The 19,087-nt window shown below is 64.0% G+C and carries 22 protein-coding genes; 3 read left to right on the forward strand and 19 right to left on the reverse strand.

Annotated elements, in window-relative coordinates; all coding sequences use genetic code 11:
- Nucleotides 1–506: 506 nt before the first annotated feature.
- The 7 genes from FJV80_RS24835 to FJV80_RS24865 all read right to left on the reverse strand — a co-directional run bounded on the left by FJV80_RS24835 (nucleotide 507) and on the right by FJV80_RS24865 (nucleotide 6,034).
- Nucleotides 507–1,106: a nucleotidyltransferase domain-containing protein gene (locus FJV80_RS24835; protein ID WP_348643992.1), complete on the reverse strand. Its 600-nt coding sequence runs from the start codon at nucleotides 1,104–1,106 to the stop codon at nucleotides 507–509.
- Between the two features lie 265 nt (nucleotides 1,107–1,371).
- Nucleotides 1,372–2,151 carry a succinate dehydrogenase iron-sulfur subunit gene (locus tag FJV80_RS24840; RefSeq protein WP_010912301.1) on the reverse strand — a complete coding sequence of 260 codons (780 nt, stop codon included), beginning with the start codon at nucleotides 2,149–2,151 and terminating at the stop codon, nucleotides 1,372–1,374.
- Nucleotides 2,151–2,588 (reverse strand): DUF3052 family protein, encoded by a 438-nt coding sequence (locus FJV80_RS24845; RefSeq protein WP_095774773.1) that lies wholly within the window; start codon nucleotides 2,586–2,588, stop codon nucleotides 2,151–2,153. Before FJV80_RS24845 ends, FJV80_RS24840 begins: the two co-directional genes overlap by 1 nt.
- Nucleotides 2,589–2,590: 2 nt before the next feature.
- Nucleotides 2,591–4,426 carry a succinate dehydrogenase flavoprotein subunit gene (sdhA, locus tag FJV80_RS24850; protein ID WP_142877716.1) on the reverse strand — a complete coding sequence of 612 codons (1,836 nt, stop codon included), beginning with the start codon at nucleotides 4,424–4,426 and terminating at the stop codon, nucleotides 2,591–2,593.
- A 1-nt stretch (nucleotide 4,427) separates the two neighbouring features.
- Nucleotides 4,428–4,826, reverse strand: coding sequence for a succinate dehydrogenase, hydrophobic membrane anchor protein (gene sdhD, locus FJV80_RS24855; protein ID WP_095774775.1), 399 nt, complete (start codon nucleotides 4,824–4,826; stop codon nucleotides 4,428–4,430).
- Nucleotides 4,827–4,828: 2 nt separating this feature from the next.
- Entirely contained in the window at nucleotides 4,829–5,248 is a 420-nt protein-coding gene (sdhC, locus tag FJV80_RS24860) for a succinate dehydrogenase, cytochrome b556 subunit (RefSeq protein WP_095774776.1), read from the reverse strand.
- A 345-nt stretch (nucleotides 5,249–5,593) separates the two neighbouring features.
- Complete coding sequence (locus FJV80_RS24865; RefSeq protein ID WP_142877717.1) at nucleotides 5,594–6,034, reverse strand: hypothetical protein; 441 nt, start codon at nucleotides 6,032–6,034, stop codon at nucleotides 5,594–5,596.
- Nucleotides 6,035–6,383: 349 nt separating this feature from the next.
- Here FJV80_RS24865 and FJV80_RS24870 point away from each other — a divergent pair, with 349 nt between their 5' ends.
- Nucleotides 6,384–6,746 carry a hypothetical protein gene (locus FJV80_RS24870; RefSeq protein WP_095774778.1) on the forward strand — a complete coding sequence of 121 codons (363 nt, stop codon included), beginning with the start codon at nucleotides 6,384–6,386 and terminating at the stop codon, nucleotides 6,744–6,746.
- 61 nt (nucleotides 6,747–6,807) lie between these two features.
- Here FJV80_RS24870 and FJV80_RS24875 read toward each other — a convergent pair whose 3' ends face one another.
- The 7 genes from FJV80_RS24875 to FJV80_RS24915 all read right to left on the reverse strand — a co-directional run bounded on the left by FJV80_RS24875 (nucleotide 6,808) and on the right by FJV80_RS24915 (nucleotide 14,171).
- Nucleotides 6,808–8,019 carry a GGDEF domain-containing protein gene (locus FJV80_RS24875; protein WP_142877718.1) on the reverse strand — a complete coding sequence of 404 codons (1,212 nt, stop codon included), beginning with the start codon at nucleotides 8,017–8,019 and terminating at the stop codon, nucleotides 6,808–6,810.
- 74 nt (nucleotides 8,020–8,093) lie between these two features.
- Nucleotides 8,094–9,290 (reverse strand): GGDEF domain-containing protein, encoded by a 1,197-nt coding sequence (locus tag FJV80_RS24880; RefSeq protein WP_095774780.1) that lies wholly within the window; start codon nucleotides 9,288–9,290, stop codon nucleotides 8,094–8,096.
- 163 nt (nucleotides 9,291–9,453) lie between these two features.
- Nucleotides 9,454–10,863, reverse strand: coding sequence for a 3-isopropylmalate dehydratase large subunit (leuC, locus tag FJV80_RS24885; RefSeq protein WP_095774781.1), 1,410 nt, complete (start codon nucleotides 10,861–10,863; stop codon nucleotides 9,454–9,456).
- A 366-nt stretch (nucleotides 10,864–11,229) separates the two neighbouring features.
- Entirely contained in the window at nucleotides 11,230–11,865 is a 636-nt protein-coding gene (locus tag FJV80_RS24895) for a class I SAM-dependent methyltransferase (RefSeq protein WP_142877719.1), read from the reverse strand.
- A gap of 50 nt (nucleotides 11,866–11,915) precedes the next feature.
- Nucleotides 11,916–12,731: an amino acid ABC transporter permease gene (locus FJV80_RS24900; RefSeq protein ID WP_142877720.1), complete on the reverse strand. Its 816-nt coding sequence runs from the start codon at nucleotides 12,729–12,731 to the stop codon at nucleotides 11,916–11,918.
- Nucleotides 12,732–13,000: 269 nt separating this feature from the next.
- On the reverse strand, nucleotides 13,001–13,798 hold the full coding sequence (locus FJV80_RS24910) for a transporter substrate-binding domain-containing protein (protein WP_142877721.1): 798 nt from the start codon (nucleotides 13,796–13,798) through the stop codon (nucleotides 13,001–13,003).
- A gap of 181 nt (nucleotides 13,799–13,979) precedes the next feature.
- Entirely contained in the window at nucleotides 13,980–14,171 is a 192-nt protein-coding gene (locus FJV80_RS24915) for a hypothetical protein (protein ID WP_246689053.1), read from the reverse strand.
- Here FJV80_RS24915 and FJV80_RS24920 point away from each other — a divergent pair.
- Nucleotides 14,139–15,053 carry an isocitrate lyase/phosphoenolpyruvate mutase family protein gene (locus FJV80_RS24920; RefSeq protein ID WP_142877722.1) on the forward strand — a complete coding sequence of 305 codons (915 nt, stop codon included), beginning with the start codon at nucleotides 14,139–14,141 and terminating at the stop codon, nucleotides 15,051–15,053. The two genes, FJV80_RS24915 and FJV80_RS24920, sit on opposite strands and share 33 nt — an antisense overlap.
- Nucleotides 15,054–15,077: 24 nt before the next feature.
- Here FJV80_RS24920 and FJV80_RS24925 read toward each other — a convergent pair whose 3' ends face one another.
- From FJV80_RS24925 to rplS, 3 genes are all read right to left on the reverse strand, one after another.
- Complete coding sequence (locus FJV80_RS24925) at nucleotides 15,078–15,614, reverse strand: MarR family transcriptional regulator (protein ID WP_142877723.1); 537 nt, start codon at nucleotides 15,612–15,614, stop codon at nucleotides 15,078–15,080.
- Entirely contained in the window at nucleotides 15,611–16,024 is a 414-nt protein-coding gene (locus tag FJV80_RS24930) for an organic hydroperoxide resistance protein (protein WP_142877724.1), read from the reverse strand. Before FJV80_RS24930 ends, FJV80_RS24925 begins: the two co-directional genes overlap by 4 nt.
- Before the next feature lie 156 nt (nucleotides 16,025–16,180).
- Entirely contained in the window at nucleotides 16,181–16,726 is a 546-nt protein-coding gene (rplS, locus tag FJV80_RS24935; protein ID WP_019862024.1) for a 50S ribosomal protein L19, read from the reverse strand.
- A gap of 326 nt (nucleotides 16,727–17,052) precedes the next feature.
- On the opposite strand from rplS, the gene FJV80_RS24945 reads away from it, so the two are divergent.
- Nucleotides 17,053–17,805, forward strand: a complete 753-nt coding sequence (locus tag FJV80_RS24945) for a sulfite exporter TauE/SafE family protein (RefSeq protein WP_142877725.1) — start codon at nucleotides 17,053–17,055, stop codon at nucleotides 17,803–17,805.
- Here FJV80_RS24945 and trmD read toward each other — a convergent pair.
- Together trmD and rimM are read right to left on the reverse strand one after the other, a co-directional pair.
- Nucleotides 17,787–18,485: a tRNA (guanosine(37)-N1)-methyltransferase TrmD gene (gene trmD, locus FJV80_RS24950; RefSeq protein WP_142877726.1), complete on the reverse strand. Its 699-nt coding sequence runs from the start codon at nucleotides 18,483–18,485 to the stop codon at nucleotides 17,787–17,789. The genes FJV80_RS24945 and trmD overlap by 19 nt on opposite strands.
- On the reverse strand, nucleotides 18,482–19,081 hold the full coding sequence (gene rimM, locus FJV80_RS24955; RefSeq protein ID WP_095792248.1) for a ribosome maturation factor RimM: 600 nt from the start codon (nucleotides 19,079–19,081) through the stop codon (nucleotides 18,482–18,484). Before rimM ends, trmD begins: the two co-directional genes overlap by 4 nt.
- Between the last annotated feature and the right edge of the window lie 6 nt (nucleotides 19,082–19,087).

Consider the following 19,087-nt stretch of genomic DNA (forward strand, 5'->3'; position numbering starts at 1 on the left):
GTCCCGGAAGCCGTCAAGCCAGAGAAGCGCGATCAAAACCCCCAGGCCGAGAACCGCAAGCAGCCCCTTCTCCTGAAAATAGATCAGCGACACAAGCCAGGTGAACGATCCGACTGTTGTGGCGCTGATCAATGGCCCAGATATTGAATACCCATTCACGATGAAGCCGCGCACTGCTTTGCACTCGAACCATGGTATCGAAAGGCAATATCGACGACTGCTTAAAACTATACTAAGACAATACCAGTAATCGCGCGCATACAGCAATCAATTACTTAAGCTGACGCTAATATTAGTCGCCGAGACTCCCTTGGCGCCCTGACTAGTAAGCGACATGTTTGAAACGTGATCGGTCGCGGGCAGCCACACTTGGCTAGCTGGACCGCAGCGCAGCCAGCAAGACCCGCCGGGCCATCTGAGCGGACCGTGTTCGGCACAAGAGCTGGACATAGGCTACACCGGCCCCTTCTGCTCAAGCAGCTTGGGCGGTTCGTCAGTTCCTTCTTTCAGTCAAGCAGCCGAGCACCCGCGCCTCGATGGGGGAGAGGATGGGAAGGTCTTCGCTCATGAAAGTCGTCGGCCTCCTGGCGACAAAACGCGGTCGCAAGGGCATGTCTGCGCGCCTGATGGGCATCATCCCGCACCGGGGCGGCAAGGTTCATTGCGTGATGACCATAGCGCCCTTCGAGATAGCGCGCGATCGCGGTCGGGATGAGACCGGACCCCATCTCCCGCGTCCGGCTTTTCCGCTCGATCAGGCTGCGGATTTCTTCTGCTGCCGGCGCCGGCACGTCCGTCTGGTCCAGGCATTCGCCAAGGTTCATCGGCGGCAGTCGGGCAAAGCCACGCTGATCCATCCAATCGAGAGCCACCAGCGGGCGGATCAGATAGAACAGCTTCTTCAGTTTCACCTCGCCTGAGAAACTGCCGATCTTGGCGACATGCGAGCGCGCCAACCCAAGATAGTGGTGCGATACCTTCACTGGATCGACGATTTCGGCCAGCAGGTCGAGAAGGCGCGCACGAAATCCTGCGATTTCCTCATAGACGATGGGCGACTTTGCCCACTCGACGATGACGGCATTGCCGCCGAGCGCCAGAAGCAAGGCCTTGCGAAGATCCCAGCCACCCGCATCGATCTCGCCTTCGATCGGAAACTCGATCACGTCGCGCGGCTGCTGCAGCACGAGGTGATCCGATAGATATAGACAAACCGGCAGTCATAGTCGCTGTCGGGAGACGGAAACCCCCAAGCGCGACTGCCGCTTTCGATGGCGAACAGGATTCTTACACCCCGGCTTCGCACCAGATCGAGTCGCGCCCGGATGGCCGCGACGGCATCCGGGGAGAAGTCAGCGGGTAACGTCAGCTTCAGACCCGCCGCTCCACCATCATCTTCTTGATCTCCGCGATCGCCTTGGCCGGGTTGAGACCCTTGGGGCAGGTCTGCGCGCAGTTCATGATGGTGTGGCAGCGATAGAGCCGGAACGGGTCTTCGAGATTGTCGAGCCGCTCGCCCTTGGCTTCGTCGCGGCTGTCGATCAGCCAGCGATAGGCCTGCAAGAGGGTTGCCGGGCCGAGATAGCGGTCGCCGTTCCACCAGTAGCTCGGGCACGAGGTCGAGCAGCAGGCGCACAATATGCACTCGTAGAGCCCGTCGAGCTTCTCGCGGTCCTCATGGCTCTGCAGCCATTCCTTGGCCGGCTGCGGCGACACCGTCTTCAGCCACGGCTCGATCGAGGCGTGCTGGGCGTAGAAATTGGTGAGGTCGGGCACCAGGTCCTTCACCACCTGCATGTGTGGCAGCGGATAGACCTTTACCGCACCGGAAATGTCGTCGCAGCCCTTGGTGCAGGCCAGTGTGTTGGAGCCGTCGATGTTCATGGCGCAGGAGCCGCAAATGCCTTCGCGGCAGGAGCGGCGCAAGGTCAGCGTCGGGTCGATCTTGTTCTTGATCCACAGCAGCGCGTCGAGCACCATCGGTCCGCAATCGTCCATGTCGACAAAATAGGTGTCGATGCGCGGGTTCTCGTCATCGTCCGGCGACCAGCGGTAGATGCGGTATTCCCGCAGATTGGTGGCACCTTCCGGCTTCGGCCAGGTCTTGCCCTGCTGGATCTTCGAATTCTTGGGGAGCGTCAGTTCGACCATTACCTCAGGTCCTTTCGGATGACGAGCTTCAGCCCGGACCAGATTTCATTCACGGCAGCGACCTTGACGTCGACAAGGTCGCGCTTCAGCGCTTCAGTGCGCACGATACCCTCGGTGACGTCGGTCGGCACTTTCGATGCCTTCTTCGGCCACGACACCCAGACCATGCCGTCACGCTTGATCGCCGCCTCGACGTCGCCAAGGCGATCCTCGATCTCGGCGCGTTGTTTGGTGAAGGCGTGGACGGCATCGTATCTTTGATGGCTACCCGAAATGTCGGACCATTCGGCCAGCCGATCGACCTCTGCGAAATCGACGGCGCCGGCCAGTTCGTCGAGCTCCGGCGGCAGCGCGATGAAGGCGGCAGTCATACCGTCCTTCAGGCCGAGCTTGGCCGGAAGGGGCTTGCCGGAATATCCCGTGGCCGCCAGCGCCATTGTCAGTACACCCTGGCCTTGGGCGCGATCTTGGCGAGGCTGATGCCGCCGTCCTTTTCGGCCAGCAGCGGCTCGGTGTGCACCGGCCGGTAGCTGAGCGTCACCTTGCCGTCTTCGCTCACCCTGGCCAGCGTGTGCTTGCGCCAGGCGGCATCGTCGCGCGCGGAAAAGTCCTCACGCGCATGCGCGCCGCGGCTCTCCTTGCGCGCCTCGGCGCCGTAGACGGTGGTGATGGCGTTGGCCATCAGGTTTTCCAGTTCCAGCGTCTCGACCAGATCCGAATTCCAGATCATCGAGCGGTCGAACACTTTGATGTCCTTGAGCTCGCCCCAGATTTGCGAAATGCGCTTGCAGCCGTTTTCGAGCGATTCCTGCGTGCGGAACACGGCGGCGTCTTCCTGCATCGCCTTCTGCATCTTTTCACGCAAGCTTGCCGTCGGCGTCGAGCCATTGGCGTGGCGCAGCCGGTCGAAGCGATCCATGATCTTTTCGACCGAGGCCTCGTTGGGGGCGGGGATCGCCGACTTGCGGTCGATGACCTGGCCGGCCCGGATCGCCGCCGCGCGGCCGAACACCACCAGGTCGATCAGCGAGTTCGAGCCCAGCCGGTTGGCGCCGTGGACAGAGGCACAGCCGGCCTCGCCGACCGCCATCAGGCCCGGCGACACCTTGTCCGGGCTCCTTGCCGTCGGGTTGAGCACCTCGCCCCAGTAATTGGTCGGCACGCCGCCCATATTGTAGTGCACCGTCGGCAGCACCGGGATCGGCTCCTTGGTCAGGTCGACGCCGGCAAAGATTTTTGCCGATTCCGAAATGCCGGGCAGCCGCTCATGCAGCACGGCTGGGTCGAGATGGTCGAGATGCAGGAAGATGTGGTCCTTCTTCGGGCCGACGCCGCGGCCTTCGCGGATCTCCAGCGTCATGCAGCGCGAGACGACGTCGCGCGAGGCAAGGTCCTTTGCCGACGGCGCGTAGCGCTCCATGAAGCGCTCGCCTTCGGAATTGACGAGATAGCCGCCCTCGCCGCGCGCGCCTTCGGTGATCAGGCAGCCGGCGCCGTAGATGCCGGTTGGGTGGAACTGCACGAACTCCATGTCCTGCAGCGGAAAGCCGGCGCGAGCCGCCATGCCGCCGCCGTCACCGGTGCAGGTGTGCGCCGAGGTGGCGGAGAAATAGGCCCGGCCGTAACCGCCGGTGGCCAGCACCACCATCTTGGCCGAGAAGCGGTGGATGGTGCCGTCGTCGAGGTTCCAGGCGACGACACCGGTGCAGGTGCCGTCCGGCTCCATGATCAGGTCGAGCGCGAAATACTCGATGAAGAACTGCGCGTTGTTCTTCAGCGACTGGCCGTAGAGCGTGTGCAGCATGGCGTGGCCGGTGCGGTCGGCGGCGGCGCAGGTGCGCTGCACCGGCGGGCCTTCGCCGAAATTCATCATCATGCCACCGAACGGCCGCTGATAGATCTTGCCTTCTTCGGTGCGCGAGAACGGCACGCCGTAATGTTCGAGTTCGTAGACGGCGGCAGGCGCCTGCTGGACCATGTACTCCTGCGCGTCGATGTCGCCCAGCCAGTCCGAACCCTTGACGGTGTCGAAGAGATGCCATTGCCAATTGTCGGGACCCATATTGGCAAGCGAAGCGGCAATGCCGCCTTGCGCGGCCACCGTGTGCGAGCGCGTCGGGAACACCTTGGTGATGCAGGCGGTGCGCAGGCCCTGTTCGGCCATGCCGAGCGTGGCGCGCAGGCCCGCCCCCCCGGCGCCGACCACCACCACGTCGAATTTGTGGTCGACAAAATTATAGCCTGCCATTTTGGCTGATTTCGCGTCCTTGGCCAACTCAGCCTCCGAATGCCAGCTTGAGCAGGGCGAAGATCGAGGCGACGCCGACCGCTACGGTGAAAAATGTATTGAGCGCGATCGTCGCCAGCTTCAAGCCTTCGCTGGTGATGTAATCCTCGATGATCACCTGCATGCCGAGGCGCATATGGATGAGCCCGGAGATGAGCACCAGGGCCAGCACCAGCGCCACGAACGGATTGGCGAGCGCCGCGCGCACTTCCGCATAGCCGGCGCCGTTGAGCGCGATCAGGAACCCGACGAAGAACAGCATCAGCGGGATGTTGGCGATGGCCGTCAGCCGCTGGCGCCAGAAATGGCCGGTGCCTTCGCGGGCGGAGCCGAGGCCGCGGACTTTCGCCAGCGGCGTGCGCATGTCGGTATTGCTCTTGCCGCTCATGATCAGGCTCCTCGCGCCATGTAGCCGGCGATCCAGATCAGCAGGGTGAGCAGGACCGAGCCGACAAGTGTCGCCCAGGCGATCTTCGAGGCCGTATGCTTTTCCAGCCCGGCGCCCGTATCCCAGACCAGGTGGCGCACGCCGCCCAGCATGTGATGCATCAGCGCCCAGGTGTAGCCGAACAGGATGAGCCGGCCGAGCCAGGTGCCGAAGGCCCAGTTGACCCAGTCGAAGACGCCTTGAGAGCTCGCCGCCGCCATCAGCCAGACCGAGACCAGCAGCGTGCCGAAATAAAGCGCCCCGCCGGTGATGCGATGGATGATCGACATCGTCATGGTGACCGGCGGCCGGTAGATCGTCAGGTGCGGCGAAAGCGGCCGTTCACGTCTGGCGAATTCGCGGGTGGCTGGTGATTTGCTCATGGCTCCCCCAGGTTCGGCGTCTTCGTGCATGTCGCCCAAAAGTGACCTCGGTTTTGCGAGGACGGCATGCACAGAACAACAATCCAGAGCGCGTCGCATGAATCCGTTTCGGCGCGACGCGCTTAGCCTCAGATGGAAACGCGGCATTGCCGCTTCCGGTTGCGACTTCGGACAGGCGGTTTCTAATGCTCTTTTTGCACCGCGTCAAAGCCAGAAAATCGTTTTGGAAACGTCATTTAGTCTGACAAAAAGACAGGCTCGGGCTTCAATCGATTAGGGGTGGAGGACCCAAGGCCGGCTCGATATCGCTGCAGTGCAGCATAAGCGACTTCTTGGCCGTGCGGCCTAGCGCTTGCAGGTCCGCGGCGTCGAGCCCCTCTTCATCACCAGCGCCTCACGCCCGTCGATCACGATTGCGTTATGCGTGGCGGCTTCCTGGTAGCGGCTGGACTGGTTGGCGGGCGACGCCGCAAACTCTTCGGTCGCGCCATTCGGCTCGATCACACGCAACGACGAGCCGAGGTTTTGGATGGTGATCGCGCTGCCATTGCCGCATCCATAGGTTGCCGTACCCACTATGGATCGCGGCGCGGTGAGGTCGGTGGTGATCTTGGTTGCCGGTGCAGGAGGCGCCGATGCCGGGGGCGTCGCGGCTGCGATGGACTGCCGAGCCGGCGCAGGCGGGACGACATTGGCCGCCTTCGGCGCGCCATCCTGCGGCACACAGGCCGCAACGACGGCAAGCAACGGGAAAACGGACACCCGAACCGTCCGGCGTAATCCCATATGCTGTCCTCCCGCGCGGCAGACTAGCCACGATGTTGCGCCCAGATCAAGGTTGCCCCGAGGCTGCCTTTAAGTCCATTCGATGCCGGCCGCGATGGTGCCGCCAAGCATGGCCGAATGATGGCTATCGGGTTTTCACTCCAGTCGGGAATTAACCATGTTTGACGAGACATCGCCGCGCAACGCGCCGGCCTCTTAACAAAGGTTAAGAAAAGGTTAATTTCTGATTCGAGGAGCCATGCATGTCGCCCAAAAGTGCGTCAGCGGTTTTGGGGCAACGACATGCATCCAGACAAGTAACCAAAAAGCGTGTCTCGACGCGCTTTGGCCTCTAACCATCGGGAAGACCATGCGTTCGAACTCAAGCAGATCACGCCTCTCGGCGCTTATCGTGGCCGTCTCGCTCGCCGGCCTGGCGACGCCCACGCTGGCCAATGGACGCCACCAGGATCGCGTCTACGCCGATTCCTTCGGCAATCTCGTCATCGACAGCGCGGCCGGCTACAAGCGCATCATCGTCGGCCAAGGCAAGCTGGCCAAGAAGCTGGCCGACTACACCAGCGCCGGCCAGCCCAAGGTGATCTACCAGAACGAATCCGACGAGATTTCAGGCTATGGCGATTGCTACCGGCCGCCGGTCTTCGTCAAAGGCCGCAGCTATATGTACGGGCTTTCCGACGGCGAGATGCCGGAACTCAGCCCCTGCCGCTAGTACAATGCGCCGTTTCGCGGAAACGGCGAAGAGATGGATCAGGATGACGTTTCGACCAAAGTCATGCTGATCTGGAATTGATGACGATTGCGCTGGACGACCACTCGCCTCCCGGCCCGGCCGAGACACGGACGCAGTCACGCCCGGCATTCTTTGCCAGGTAGAGCGCCTCGTCGGCGCGCCGCATGAGATCGGCGGTGGTTTCACCGGGATGAAGTTCGGCAACCCCGAAACTCGCCGTGCAGCGATTGTCCGCCGGCAGCCCGTCGATGGGCAGCGCGCCGAATGCGCTGCGCGTGCCCTCGGCGAACAGCCGGGCGGCGGCCAGATTGGTTCCGGGCAGCATGATGGCGAATTCCTCGCCGCCGATGCGGCCCGCGACATGGTGCCCGGCGGCGGCTTCGCGCAGGAAACCGGCAAAGGTCTCGATCACCCGGTCGCCGGAGGCATGGCCGAAATTGTCGTTGATGCTCTTGAAATGATCGAGATCGGCGATGACCAGCGCGACCGGCACGCCTTGCCGCATGGCGCCAAGCACGGCCTGCTCGGCCTGGCGCGTGAAGGCACCGCGATTGAGCAGTCTGGACAGCGTATCTGTCTCCGATCTCGACGTCACTTCGGCCAACACATCGCGGACAAGGATGGCCAGCGTCAGCAGCGCCATGGCCAGGGCAAAGACGGTGCCGAGCGATTGCGACACCAGCGCGTAGCTGCTTTGCAGATAGGCCTGCGGATTGGCGCCCCAGCCGCCGAGCGCATGCGCGATGAACGGCTTTGAGGCGAACTGCACGCCGCTGGCGGCGAGCACCGCCATCAGGATACGATCGAGCCGGCCACGCCTTTGCCTGGACGACCAGACGATGGCCAATCCGACGAATTGCATGACGGCATAGGGGAGCTGGTAGGCCATCATGCGCACCAGCGACTGGCGCGGCAGGTCTTGCACGAAATAGACGACGATGGTGGCGGCGACCAGGAAGAACAGCATCGGCGACCATGGCGGCGCGACGCCGTATTTGCGGGCCAGTCCGACGTTGAAGGCTATTGTTGCGCCCAGGAAAACCGCGAAGGCGGTGACCACCGGCAGCCGGGCATCGGTGAAGGCGGGAATGCTGAATTCGATCGCCGAATAGACCATGCCCAGGACATAGCCAGAAGCAAACCAGCGCGCGGGGGCGCGGCCGACATCATGAAACGCCACCGCCATGAAGGATGCCGCCAGCAGGCCGGCAACCGACAGATTGATCAACAAGATGAAGTTCGCGCCGCTCATCTCTTTCGCACCCCGTGTCTCACCTAAACACCTACGGGCGAAAAAGACGTTAACGTGAGGCGGGATACACGGCTTCAGCCGGCCTTGGACGGCTCCGGCACGAACAACGTTTCGGGCCGTTCGTACGACAGGCGCACGCTGTCGCGGCCATTTTTCTTGGCCTTGTAAAGCGCCTCGTCGGCACGCCGCATCAACGGCTCCAGCGCTTCCTCGCCGCTGCGGGCCGCCACGCCGAAACTGGCGGTGACCTTGGTGCCGGCGGGAAGCCCGTCGACGCCGCCTGCCGAGTAGAGCGTGCGCACAGCCTCGGCGAACAGGCGCGCGGCGGCGAGATCGCTGAGCGGCAGGAGCACAGCGAACTCCTCGCCGCCGATGCGTCCGGCAGCGCCGCGCGCGCCGGTGGCCGACCGGAGCTTGGCGGCGAAATCAGCGATCACCCGGTCGCCGGCGGCATGCCCGTGCACATCGTTGAGCGCCTTGAAATGATCGAGGTCGGCCAGCACCAGCGCCACCGGGAACCTGGCCATCGCGCAGTGTCGCAGGAGCTGAGCCGCGCGCTCCTCGAAGCCGCGCCGGTTGAGCAGGCCCGAAAGCGGATCGGTGTGCGTCTCGGCCTTCAGGGCCTTCATGACGTCGAGCGCCGCGGCGGTGAACAGGCAGAGCGCGATCAGCAGCGACAGCAGCGCATGCGACAGCAGCGCCGTCGTCCAGTAGGACGAGCTGTAGAATCCATCATAGCTGGTGAACGGCCCGTGCGCGATGACGACGACGAGGGTTCGCACGAAGAAGTTGAGGCCCGACAGCAGCGACAGCACGAACAGGATCTTCTCGGTCGGGCCATTGTTGCGCACCGGGCGCAATTCGGCGGCCACCAGAAGGCTGAGACCGCCGAAGGCGAAATTCATCGCCAGGATACGCCAAGTGAGATCCGGCGCGACAAAGAGGAACCAGCAGAACGAGGCCAGACCGCCACCGGTCAGCACGCCGATCGCCACATAGGGCACCTTGCGGCCATAACGGGCGACGATTGCGCCCGACAGGCAGCAGCCGGCGATGGCGAAGCAGATGTTGGACACCAGCTTGGTCAGCACCATGCCGATGGGCAAGGTGAAATACTGGAACAGAAAGCCGGGCGCCGAGACACAATAGCTGAGCGCCAGCACGGCCAGATAGGGCCGGTGACGCTGATAGGCCCATAGCACGAAGAAGGCCGCGCCGAGGGCCAGCGCGATCGTCGGATTGAGCAGCGCTATGAACAGGCCGGTGTCCAAAGGACGGTGACTTCCCCTCGCTTTACGTCAGGGAAGACCTTAGCGCGCAAGCCCAAACAAGCGGTTAAGCCCGAACGCATATGCGGACCGCGCGAATGAAAAAGACCCCGGAACCGCAATGCGGTCCGGGGTCCGGCAATCATCGGAACGTGTGGACCGGAGGTTATTTCCAGTCGCGGATGTCGACGAAGTGGCCGGCGATCGCCGCCGCCGCCGCCATGGCCGGCGACACCAGATGGGTGCGGCCCTTGAAGCCTTGCCTTCCCTCGAAATTGCGGTTCGAGGTCGAGGCGCAGCGTTCATGCGGCTTCAGCCGGTCGTCGTTCATGGCAAGGCACATCGAGCAACCCGGCTCGCGCCAGTCGAAGCCGGCGGCGAGGAAGATCTTGTCGAGACCCTCGGCTTCCGCCTGTTCCTTGACCAGGCCGGAGCCCGGCACGATCATGGCGTTGACGCGCGGATTGACGGTCTTGCCCTCGATTACCTTGGCGGCGGCGCGAAGATCCTCGATGCGGCCATTGGTGCAGGAACCGATGAAGACACGGTCGAGCGCGATGTCGGTGATCTTGGTGCCCGGCGTCAGGCCCATATAGTCCAGCGCCCGCTGCTTGGAGGTGCGCTTGTTCTCGTCGGCGATATCGTCCGGGTTCGGCACGATGCCTTGCACGGAGACGACATCCTCGGGCGACGAGCCCCAGGAAACGATCGGCGGCAGCTTGGCCGCGTCGAGCACGATCACCTTGTCGAAATGCGCGCCTTCGTCCGACTGCAGCGTCTTCCAATAGGCGAGCGCGGCGTCCCAGGCCGCGCCCTTCGGCGCGCGCGGCTTGTCCTTGACATAGGCGAAGGTGGTCTCGTCGGCGGCTATCAGGCCGGCGCGCGCGCCGCCCTCGATCGACATGTTGCAGATCGTCATGCGGCCTTCCATCGACAGCGAGCGGATCGCCTCGCCGGCATATTCGATGACATAGCCGGTGCCGCCAGCGGTGCCGATCTCGCCGATGATGGCGAGGATGATGTCCTTGGCGGTGACGCCTTCCGGCAGCTGGCCGTCGACGCGCACCAGCATGTTCTTGGCCTTGCGCTGGATCAGCGTCTGCGTCGCCAGCACATGCTCGACTTCCGACGTGCCGATGCCGTGCGCCAGCGCGCCGAACGCGCCATGCGTCGAAGTGTGGCTGTCGCCGCACACGATCGTCATGCCGGGCAGCGTAAAGCCCTGCTCGGGACCGATGATGTGAACGATGCCCTGGCGGATATCATTCTCGGAATAATATTCGACGCCGAAGTCCTTGGCGTTCTTGGCCAGCGCCTCGACCTGGATGCGGCTTTCCTCGTTCTTGATGCCGAACTTGCGCTCGGGCGAGGTTGAGACATTGTGATCGACGACTGCCAGCGTCTTTTCCGGATGGCGGACCTTGCGGCCGCTCAGGCGCAGGCCTTCGAAGGCCTGCGGGCTGGTCACTTCATGGACGAGGTGGCGGTCGATATAGAGCAGGCAGGTGCCGTCGTCCTGGCGGTCGACGACGTGGTCGTCGAAAATCTTGTCGTAGAGGGTGCGCGGTGCGCTCATGTGCGTAAATCCGTCGATATGAGAATGGGAAGAGTGTGACGCCGCAAGCCCTTGGCCCGGCGAAAGCGGTCTAGCTAAGTCGGCTGGTCAAAGCGCCACAGACGCGCGCGGAGAAGCGCGACGGCAGGCGTTTTCTGTCCTGCAGCACGAACCCCTTGTAGGCCGGATCGCCAAAAAGCTCTTCCATGGCGTGGCTCATACCAATGTTTTGGCTTTTCGGCAATTGCGGCGTGGCCTGGCGGGCTCCCCGCCCTCACTTACACATCTTCAGGGGCAGGAAGGGCACCAAGCTCGACGAACTCGCGCCTTTCCTCTCCCCCGTCGATCGGGGGAGAGGAAGGGAGCCAAGATCGGGGAACTCGCAGCTCACATCACCTCGAACACAAAAGTCTTCACCAGCGCATCCGGCTCGGCGATCGCGTAGCAGCGAAACCACGGACTTTGCTCGACCGGCCGCCATTTTCTCGCCTGCTCCAATTCGTCGAACACGGCCTGAAACCCGCCGCTCTCGAACACCTGGTCGCGCACGGTGAAGATAGCGTGGCCGCGCTTTTTGGTGATGCGCACCAGTTCGTGCAGGCCCGCCGCCGGCGCGTGGCTGATGGTGAACACGCCGGTGGAGAAGAAGGCGCGGAAATGGCCATCCGGCCAGGGCAGCTTCCCGCCCAGCATCGCCCGTTTCAGCTCGCCATAGGCGTTGCGGCTGCCGGCGATCTTGAGCATGTCGTCAGACAGGTCGAGCCCGGCAATATCGCCATAGCCCAGCGCCTTCAGCGACGGCCCCGACAGGCCGGTGCCGCAGCCGGCGTCGAGCAAGGGTCCCTGGCCGGCCGGAACATGGCGCGCCACCCAGGCGGTGATCAGGAACGGCAGGAGATAGCCGAGCGAGGCGGTTTCGCTGTCATAGGTCGCGGCCCAGGCGGCATAGGCCTGCGCCAGTGTTTCCGGCGTGTCGGCGCCATAGACGGAATCCAGCGCCGCATTGGCCTTGTCGACGATCATGGGACCTCCCTCGGTGTCGACAGGATCGTAACCCTGTCCTCACCCAAAAACTATTCCTCGTTCTGGCGGCGCAGGCGCCGCTCCAGCGCCCGGAGCGCCAGCGACAGGCCGACGGTGAGGATGAGATAGATATAGGCCACGATCGAATAGGTCTCGAAGAAGCGGAACGAGCCGGCGGCATAGATCTTGCCCATCTGGGTGATGTCGGCGACGCCGAGCACCGAGACCAGCGAGGAATCCTTGACCAAAGCGACGAAATCATTGCCGAGCGGCGGCAATATGGTGCGGATCGCCTGCGGAAAGACGATCAGCCGGAAGCGTTGCGCACGGCTCAGCCCAAGCGCCTTGGCCGCCTCGATCTGGCCCTTCTCGACCGCCTGGATGCCGGCGCGGAAGACCTCCGAGATGAAGGCGGAGTAGCCGATGGTCAGCGCCATGATGGCCCGCCACAACAGCGACACGTCGCGCACCAGGAGCTCACCCAGATAGCCCGCGCTTTGCAGCGGCGCGGTCAGCGCGTTCCAGGCCGCGACGAAGGCCGGCGCGCCGGCAAAGGCGATCCAGAACAACAGCACCAGGATCGGCACGCCGCGGATGATCTCGACATAGAAGCGCGCGATCTGGCGAAGCCAGGGCGAACCCGACAAGCCCATCAGCGCAACGCCGAGACCGATGATCGACGCCATGGCGAAGGCGACGACGGTGACGAAGACGGTGATGCCGATGCCCTTGGCGACCGTGGCGAAGACCTGGGCATAGAGATCGCTGGCCGCGATGAACAAGGCGGCCGCCAGTGCAAGCACGGCGGCAGCGGCAAGCCACCAGGGGAATTCGGCTTTGGTGGAGGATGACGAAGGCGGTGCCATCAGGCGCTGTCGCCGCGATGGAAGTCCCGAAAGGGTGGCGCCAAGGCACCCCCCTCTGGCTTGCCAGCCATCTCCCCCTCAAGGTGGGAGATCGGATATTTGATCGGCTTTCCCCAACCATCGACGTCGACTGGAGGGCGCCGTTGGCCGAACAGCCAATCTCCCCCCTTGAGGGAGAGATACTCGGCAGGGCAGAGGGGGGCGTTCAAGCGCAAACTCAGCGCGAATTGCCGCGCATGACCATCATGAAATGCACGTCGCAAGGAGGCTCACTGCCCCATCTTGTAGTCAAGAAACCACTTCTTGTTCAACGCATCGAACGTGCCGTCCGCCTTGAGCGCGGCGATCGCGGCGTTGACCGGCTTCACCAGGTCCGATCCCTTCGGGAAGATGAAGCCAAAGTCCTCGGTGCCGAGCGGGCCGCCGATCAGCTTCAGCTTGCCCTCGGAAGCATCGACATAGCCCTTGCCGGCGGTGCCGTCGGTCAGCACGACATCGACGTCGCCCGACTTCAGGGCCTGCACCGTGGCGCCAAAAGTCTCGAACAGTTTGATGCGCGGGTTCTGCTCATTGCCGTCGAGCACGCTGTAGACGGCGGTGTAGAAGGGCGTGGTGCCGGGCTGCGCACCGATCAGCCCGTCCTTGAAGGCGCCGAAGGTCTTGGCGTCGGTGAAGCGGCTTTCGTCGCCGCGCACCAGCATGAACTGCTCCGAGCGCATATAGGGGTCGGAGAAATCGACCTTCTCCTTGCGGTCGTCCTTGATGGTGATGCCGGTCATGCCGATGTTGTACTGGTTGTCGGAAACCGCCTGGATCATCGCGTCCCAGGAGGTGTTCCGGTAGTCGACCTTGAAATTGAGCCGCTTGGCGATTTCGTTCATCGCGTCATATTCCCAGCCGATCTGCTTGCCCGTCTTGGGATCGATGAACTGCAGCGGCGGATAGGCGTTTTCAGTCACCACCACCACTTGTTTGCCGCCGAGATCGGGCAGCGCCTGCGCGAACGCGACAGCGGGCGCCAGCACCAGGGCCAGCAAGCAGGCCAGCAGCAGTTTCGACTTGGTCATGACACACTCCGGAAAATTGAAGGCGCCCGGACATGCGCCGGGCTTGCAGGAAAGACGGCGCCGACTTTAGCTTTCCGCAAGCGCCATGCAAGACGGTCCGCTGCTCAAGCTCACGCGAAAGTGGATTGCGATGCCTTCAACCCCGCAATTCAGGGATAATCCGTACCCAGCACGGCGTGGACTACCCCAAGCCGGGAACCAGCGCCTCCGCATCCGCCGACCGGTCATCGGCGGTGGCGTTGCGCAAGCCGGCGACGAGATGGGTGAGCGTCGCGTGCAGCGCTCTCGCCTCGCCAGGCTCCAGCCCATGCTGCAGGCAAGTGCCGAGGACACGTCCTTCATGCGGCCGCGCAGTGCCTGGCCCTTGCCGCATGGTGCAAGCGGAGGCACATTCCGGGATCCTTCGACTTGGAAGAGGAGTGTTGGCCTGGTGGCATCCCGTGCGGAGAAAGTTGAGACCTTTCGAGCGCTTCATAGTGCCGGTTGCTTCATCATCCCCAATCCGTGGGATGCCGCAGGTGCGAGGATGATGGCTGGGCTAGGCTTCAAAGCGCTGGCGACGACCTCCTCCGGTTACGCGTTCTCGCGCGGCAGGAAGGACGGCGCAAACGATATCAGCCGTGACGACAGCTTGACCTACGCGGCACAGATAGCCGCCGCGACCCACCTTCCGGTGACCGCCGACCTCGAGGATTGTTACGCTGCTACTGCCGACGGCGTCGCCGAGACAGTCAGGCTTGCGGCGGAAGCCGGTTTGGCCGGCGTTTCGATCGAGGACCGGATGCCTGATCCCTTGCATCCCATTCGCGATTTCGACGATGCCGTGGCGCGCGTGGCCGTCGCGGCCGAGGCCGCGCGCTGCTACAACATCGTGCTGACGGCTCGCGCCGATGGCCTTGGCAAGGGCACTTACGATCTGGATGAGGCGATCCGCAGGTTGAAGCGCTTTGAGGCGCTTGGCGCGGAAGTGCTTTATGCGCCCGGCGTGAAGGATCTCGACGGCTTGCGGACGATCTGCCGGTCGGTCGGCTCGCCCGTCAACCATGTTCTGGGCCAAGGCGCTTCCGGCTTGACGTTGGCTGAGATCGCCGATGCCGGGGTTCGCCGCATCAGCCTGGGCGGTTCGCTGGCGCGCGCGGCGGGCGGAGCGTTGCTCTCGATCCTGTCCGAGATCGCGACAGGAGAGTTCTCAAGGCTGGACACCGCGCCCTCATGGCAAACGCTGCGGCATCCCGTGAGAGATGTCGAGCGCTGACACCACCGGTCGGCATGACATGAATTATCCCAAACCCGGAACCAGCGGTTCCGCATCCGCCGACCGGTCGTCGGCGGTGGCGTTGCGCAAGCCGGCGACAAGATGAGTGAGCGTCGCGTGCAGCGCTCTCGCCTCGCCAGGCTCCAGCGGCACGCTGCAAGCGAGCGCCAGGGACACATCCTTCGCGTGCGCTCGCAACGCCTGGCCCCTGGCCGTCGGCTCGACCAGCACGCGGCGCTCATCGGCGGCATCGCGACGGCGGGTGACGAGCCCGCCCGCCTCCATCCGCTTGAGCAGCGGTGTCAGCGTCGCGGAATCGAGGCCCAGCGCCTCGCCAAGCGCGCCCACGGTGCTCGGTGCGTGCTCCCATAGCGCCAGCATGACCAGATATTGCGGATAGGTCAGGCCGAGCGGATCGAGCAACGGTCGATAGAGCTTCGTCATCAGCCCGCTCGCCGAATAGAGCGCGAAGCAGAGCTGTTGATCGAGTCGAGGCGCCTTGACCGTCCCGGCGGTCTCCGCCGGGACGTCGCTGGTGTTCTTTGTGGTCTTTCCCGTCATGCCGCCTTTACCGAAAGCGCCACCTCGACATTGCCCCGGATGGCGTTGGAATAGGGGCAGATCTTGTGTGCTTCCGATACAAGCGCTTCCGCGGCCGCCTGATCAAGGCCTTTCGTCTGGGCCGCGAGCGCGACGCCGAGCTTGAAGCCCTCGCCAATGGGAAGCAGGCTGACGGTGGAGGTAACCCCGGCATCGGTGAGCGGCAGCTTCTGTTTGCGCGCGACGAAGCGGATGGCGCTTTCGAAGCAGGCGGCGTAGCCGACGGCGAAAAGCTGCTCGGGATTGGTGGCGCCACCTGGCCCGCCGAGTTCCTTGGCCATCGCCAGATCGACCTTGAGCAGGCCGTCGGTGGTCTCGCCATGGCCGGCGCGGCCGCCGGTGACGTGAGCCTGTGTGGTGTAGAGTGCCATTGCAAATCTCCGATTATCTTGTGCGCGATTATTTAATGCACAAGATAATGCGTCGTCAATTGCCGGATGCTGTTTCCGGGGCTGAAAGCGTTCACAGTCTGGTGAAACGAAAAAAGGCGGCCGAAGCCGCCTTTTTGAATGGGATTTCCGAAAGCCTTATTCGGCCGGGGTCGCCTCGGCGGCCTTGGCTGCCTCAGCCTCGGCGGCGGCCTTCTTCTCGGCGGCTTCCTTGGCGGCCGTCTCAGCCGCCAGCGCCTGGGCGGCGGCGACCTTCTCGGCCTCGATGCGGGCCTTCTCGGCGTTCAGCGCGTCGCGCTCCTCATCGTTGAGCTTGCGGGCGCGCACGCCGGTGTTTTCCGAAATACGGGCCGACTTGCCGCGACGGTCGCGCAGGTAATAGAGCTTGGCGCGGCGCACCTTGCCGCGGCGCACGATCTCGACGCCCTCGACCATCGGCGAGAAGACCGGGAACACGCGCTCGACGCCTTCACCATAGGAGATCTTGCGGACGGTGAAATTTTCCTGGAAGCCGGAACCGGCGCGGGCGATGACGACGCCTTCATAGGCCTGGACGCGGGTGCGGGTGCCTTCGGTCACGCGGACCTGGACGCGCACGGTGTCGCCGGGCTGGAATTCGGGGAGCTTGCGCTTGGCTTCGATCTTGGCGGCCTGCTCGGCCTCGAGCTGACGGATGAGATCCATCTCAATAATCCACTTCTTGTTCTTCCGACAGTCAGAGCGTCCGACACTCGCCTTGCAGTACCATTGACCGCTCGGCTATGTCCTTTGCCTCCGAGACATTCGTCTGCAAGACATCGGACAGGGGCGACTACACCGTCATTGTTGACGGGTCCGGCAGATTTTTCTTCCGGTTCGGCGCGCACATACAGCTATTTCAGCGCTTTGTCACGCCCGCGCACGAGTCTTTTTTGCCGGCATGGCACCATCGTAATCGCTTCGTGCCGGGTTGCGCCGGCCCTCGGGCCTTTCTAAGCCTGACATAACTGAGTTTTCCGCGGTGGCATTCCATGTCTGTCTTCGACGCCATCCTGCTGTTCCTGGCGGGCTTCCTGTCCGGCGCCGCCAATGCGGTTGCCGGCGGCGGCACCTTCGTCACCTTCGGCGCCATGACACTGGTCGGCGTGCCGCCGATCGTCGCCAACGCCACCTCCTCGGTCACGCAATTCCCGGGCTATATCACCTCCACGCTCGCCTACTGGACCGATATCCGCCACTTCTGGCGCGGTGCCCTGCTGCTGTGCCTGATCTCGGCGGCGGGTGCGCTGGCCGGCGCCTTCATCCTTCTGGCACTGTCCAACCCGTCCTTCCGCGCCCTGGTGCCGTGGCTGCTCTTGGGCGCGACCGCCCTGTTTGCCGCCGGGCCGTGGCTGAAGCCGGCGCCAAAACCCGATCATGAGGCGGCGGTCGGCTCGCTCGCCGGTTTGCTGGCACAGTTCGTCACCGCCATCTATGGCGGCTTCTTCGGCGCCGGCATGGGCGTGATGATGCTGGCGACGCTTGGCCTGACGCAGGCCGGCGACTACCACCGGCTGAACGCGCTGAAGAACATGCTGGCCGTGGTCGTCGCCGCGGTGGCGATCATCGTCTTCGTCTCGGGCGGTGTCGTCGCCTGGCCGCAGGCGATCGTCATGATTCCAGGCGGTGCGCTCGGCGGCTATGCCGGCGTCTGGATCGCCAAGCGCGTGCCGCAAAACGCGGTGCGCGGCTTCGTCGTCGCCGTCGGCCTGTTTTTGGCGTTTTACTATTTCGGCAAGGGCTGAGCGCCGAAGAGGTCCGGCCGCCGCTCCCTCGTCAGCTTCTCCGACTCCGCCCGCCGCCAGGCGGCGATCTTCTTGTGATTGCCGGAGATCAGCACTTGCGGAATCTCCCGCCCCTCGAATTCCTGCGGCCGCGTGTAGTGCGGATGTTCGAGCAAGCCATTCTCGAAACTTTCCTCCTCGCCCGACACCGCATTGCCCATCACGCCGGGTAGCAGCCGCACCACCGCGTCGAGCAGCACGAGCGCCGCCGGCTCGCCGCCGGAGAGGATGAAATCGCCGATCGAAACTTCCTCCAATTCCCGAGCCTCGATCAGCCGCTGGTCGACGCCCTCGAAGCGGCCGCACAGGATGACGGCGCCCGGCCCGGCGGCAAGCTCGCGTACTCGTTCCTGGGTCAGCGGTTTACCGCGCGGGCTCATCAAAAGGCGCGGACGCGCATCGCCCGGCGGTGAGGCATGGTCGATGGCTTTGGCCAGGACATCGGCACGCATCACCATGCCGGCGCCGCCGCCGGCCGGCGTGTCGTCGACGGTGCGGTGCTTGTCGGTGGCGAAATCGCGGATCTGGATCGCCTCCAGCGACCAGGCCCCGGCTTCGAGCGCGCGGCCCGCCAGCGACAGGCCGAGCGCGCCCGGAAACATCTCGGGGTAGAGCGTCAGCACCGAGGCCTGGAATGTCACCGGTTGCCCCCGGCGTCGCGCGGTCCGCGCGGCCTGCCCTTCGGGTCGAAGTCTTCCTCGCGCGGCGCATCGCCATCCTCGTCCTCGACCAGCCCGGCCGCCACCGGGTCGACGCGGACAAAACCCTCGGCGATCGAAACATCAGGCACGGCGGCCTGCGTGAATGGGATCAGCACGCCCTTGCGGCCGGCAAGCGTCACGTCGAGAATGTCGCCGCCGCCGAAATTATGCACCGCGACCACCTTGCCGAGTGCGGTGCCGGTGTCGTCGCGAACCTCCAGTCCGACCAGGTCGGCATGGTAGAACTCATCCTCCTCGCCATCGTCCGGCAGCATCGAGCGGTCGACGAACAGTTCCGTGCCGGCGAGCGCTTCGGCGGCATTGCGGTCGCTGATGCCCTTGAACCGCACCACGACGACGGTGTTGGCCGGCCTTATGTCCGTGATCTGGAAGGCGCGGCCGTCCCTGGCATAGAGCGGCCCATAATCGGCCAGCGCCATCGGATCGCCGGTGAAGGTCTTCACCCTGAGTTCGCCCTTGATGCCATGGGCGGCGCCGATCACGGCCATCTGGACAGGGTTTTGCGGCTTGCTCATCGCGAA

It is taken from the genome of Mesorhizobium sp. WSM4310 (assembly GCF_007003935.1).
Classification (GTDB): Bacteria; Pseudomonadota; Alphaproteobacteria; order Rhizobiales; family Rhizobiaceae; genus Mesorhizobium.

What these genes read in the sequence shown, in the direction of transcription:
- FJV80_RS24920 (WP_142877722.1), top strand. Translation starts at nt 14,139, where the DNA reads ATGCGGCCGCGCAGTGCCTGGCCCTTGCCGCATGGTGCAAGCGGAGGC.
- sdhC (WP_095774776.1), bottom strand. Translation starts at nt 5,248, where the DNA reads ATGAGCAAATCACCAGCCACCCGCGAATTCGCCAGACGTGAACGGCCG.
- rimM (WP_095792248.1), bottom strand. Translation starts at nt 19,081, where the DNA reads ATGAGCAAGCCGCAAAACCCTGTCCAGATGGCCGTGATCGGCGCCGCC.
- leuC (WP_095774781.1), bottom strand. Translation starts at nt 10,863, where the DNA reads ATGAGCGCACCGCGCACCCTCTACGACAAGATTTTCGACGACCACGTC.
- FJV80_RS24870 (WP_095774778.1), top strand. Translation starts at nt 6,384, where the DNA reads ATGCGTTCGAACTCAAGCAGATCACGCCTCTCGGCGCTTATCGTGGCC.
- rplS (WP_019862024.1), bottom strand. Translation starts at nt 16,726, where the DNA reads ATGGATCTCATCCGTCAGCTCGAGGCCGAGCAGGCCGCCAAGATCGAA.
- FJV80_RS24875 (WP_142877718.1), bottom strand. Translation starts at nt 8,019, where the DNA reads ATGAGCGGCGCGAACTTCATCTTGTTGATCAATCTGTCGGTTGCCGGC.
- FJV80_RS24840 (WP_010912301.1), bottom strand. Translation starts at nt 2,151, where the DNA reads ATGGTCGAACTGACGCTCCCCAAGAATTCGAAGATCCAGCAGGGCAAG.
- FJV80_RS24910 (WP_142877721.1), bottom strand. Translation starts at nt 13,798, where the DNA reads ATGACCAAGTCGAAACTGCTGCTGGCCTGCTTGCTGGCCCTGGTGCTG.
- FJV80_RS24945 (WP_142877725.1), top strand. Translation starts at nt 17,053, where the DNA reads ATGTCTGTCTTCGACGCCATCCTGCTGTTCCTGGCGGGCTTCCTGTCC.
- FJV80_RS24895 (WP_142877719.1), bottom strand. Translation starts at nt 11,865, where the DNA reads ATGATCGTCGACAAGGCCAATGCGGCGCTGGATTCCGTCTATGGCGCC.
- sdhD (WP_095774775.1), bottom strand. Translation starts at nt 4,826, where the DNA reads ATGAGCGGCAAGAGCAATACCGACATGCGCACGCCGCTGGCGAAAGTC.
- FJV80_RS24865 (WP_142877717.1), bottom strand. Translation starts at nt 6,034, where the DNA reads ATGGGATTACGCCGGACGGTTCGGGTGTCCGTTTTCCCGTTGCTTGCC.
- FJV80_RS24845 (WP_095774773.1), bottom strand. Translation starts at nt 2,588, where the DNA reads ATGGCGCTGGCGGCCACGGGATATTCCGGCAAGCCCCTTCCGGCCAAG.
- FJV80_RS24900 (WP_142877720.1), bottom strand. Translation starts at nt 12,731, where the DNA reads ATGGCACCGCCTTCGTCATCCTCCACCAAAGCCGAATTCCCCTGGTGG.
- FJV80_RS24915 (WP_246689053.1), bottom strand. Translation starts at nt 14,171, where the DNA reads ATGCGGCAAGGGCCAGGCACTGCGCGGCCGCATGAAGGACGTGTCCTC.
- FJV80_RS24930 (WP_142877724.1), bottom strand. Translation starts at nt 16,024, where the DNA reads ATGGCACTCTACACCACACAGGCTCACGTCACCGGCGGCCGCGCCGGC.
- FJV80_RS24925 (WP_142877723.1), bottom strand. Translation starts at nt 15,614, where the DNA reads ATGACGGGAAAGACCACAAAGAACACCAGCGACGTCCCGGCGGAGACC.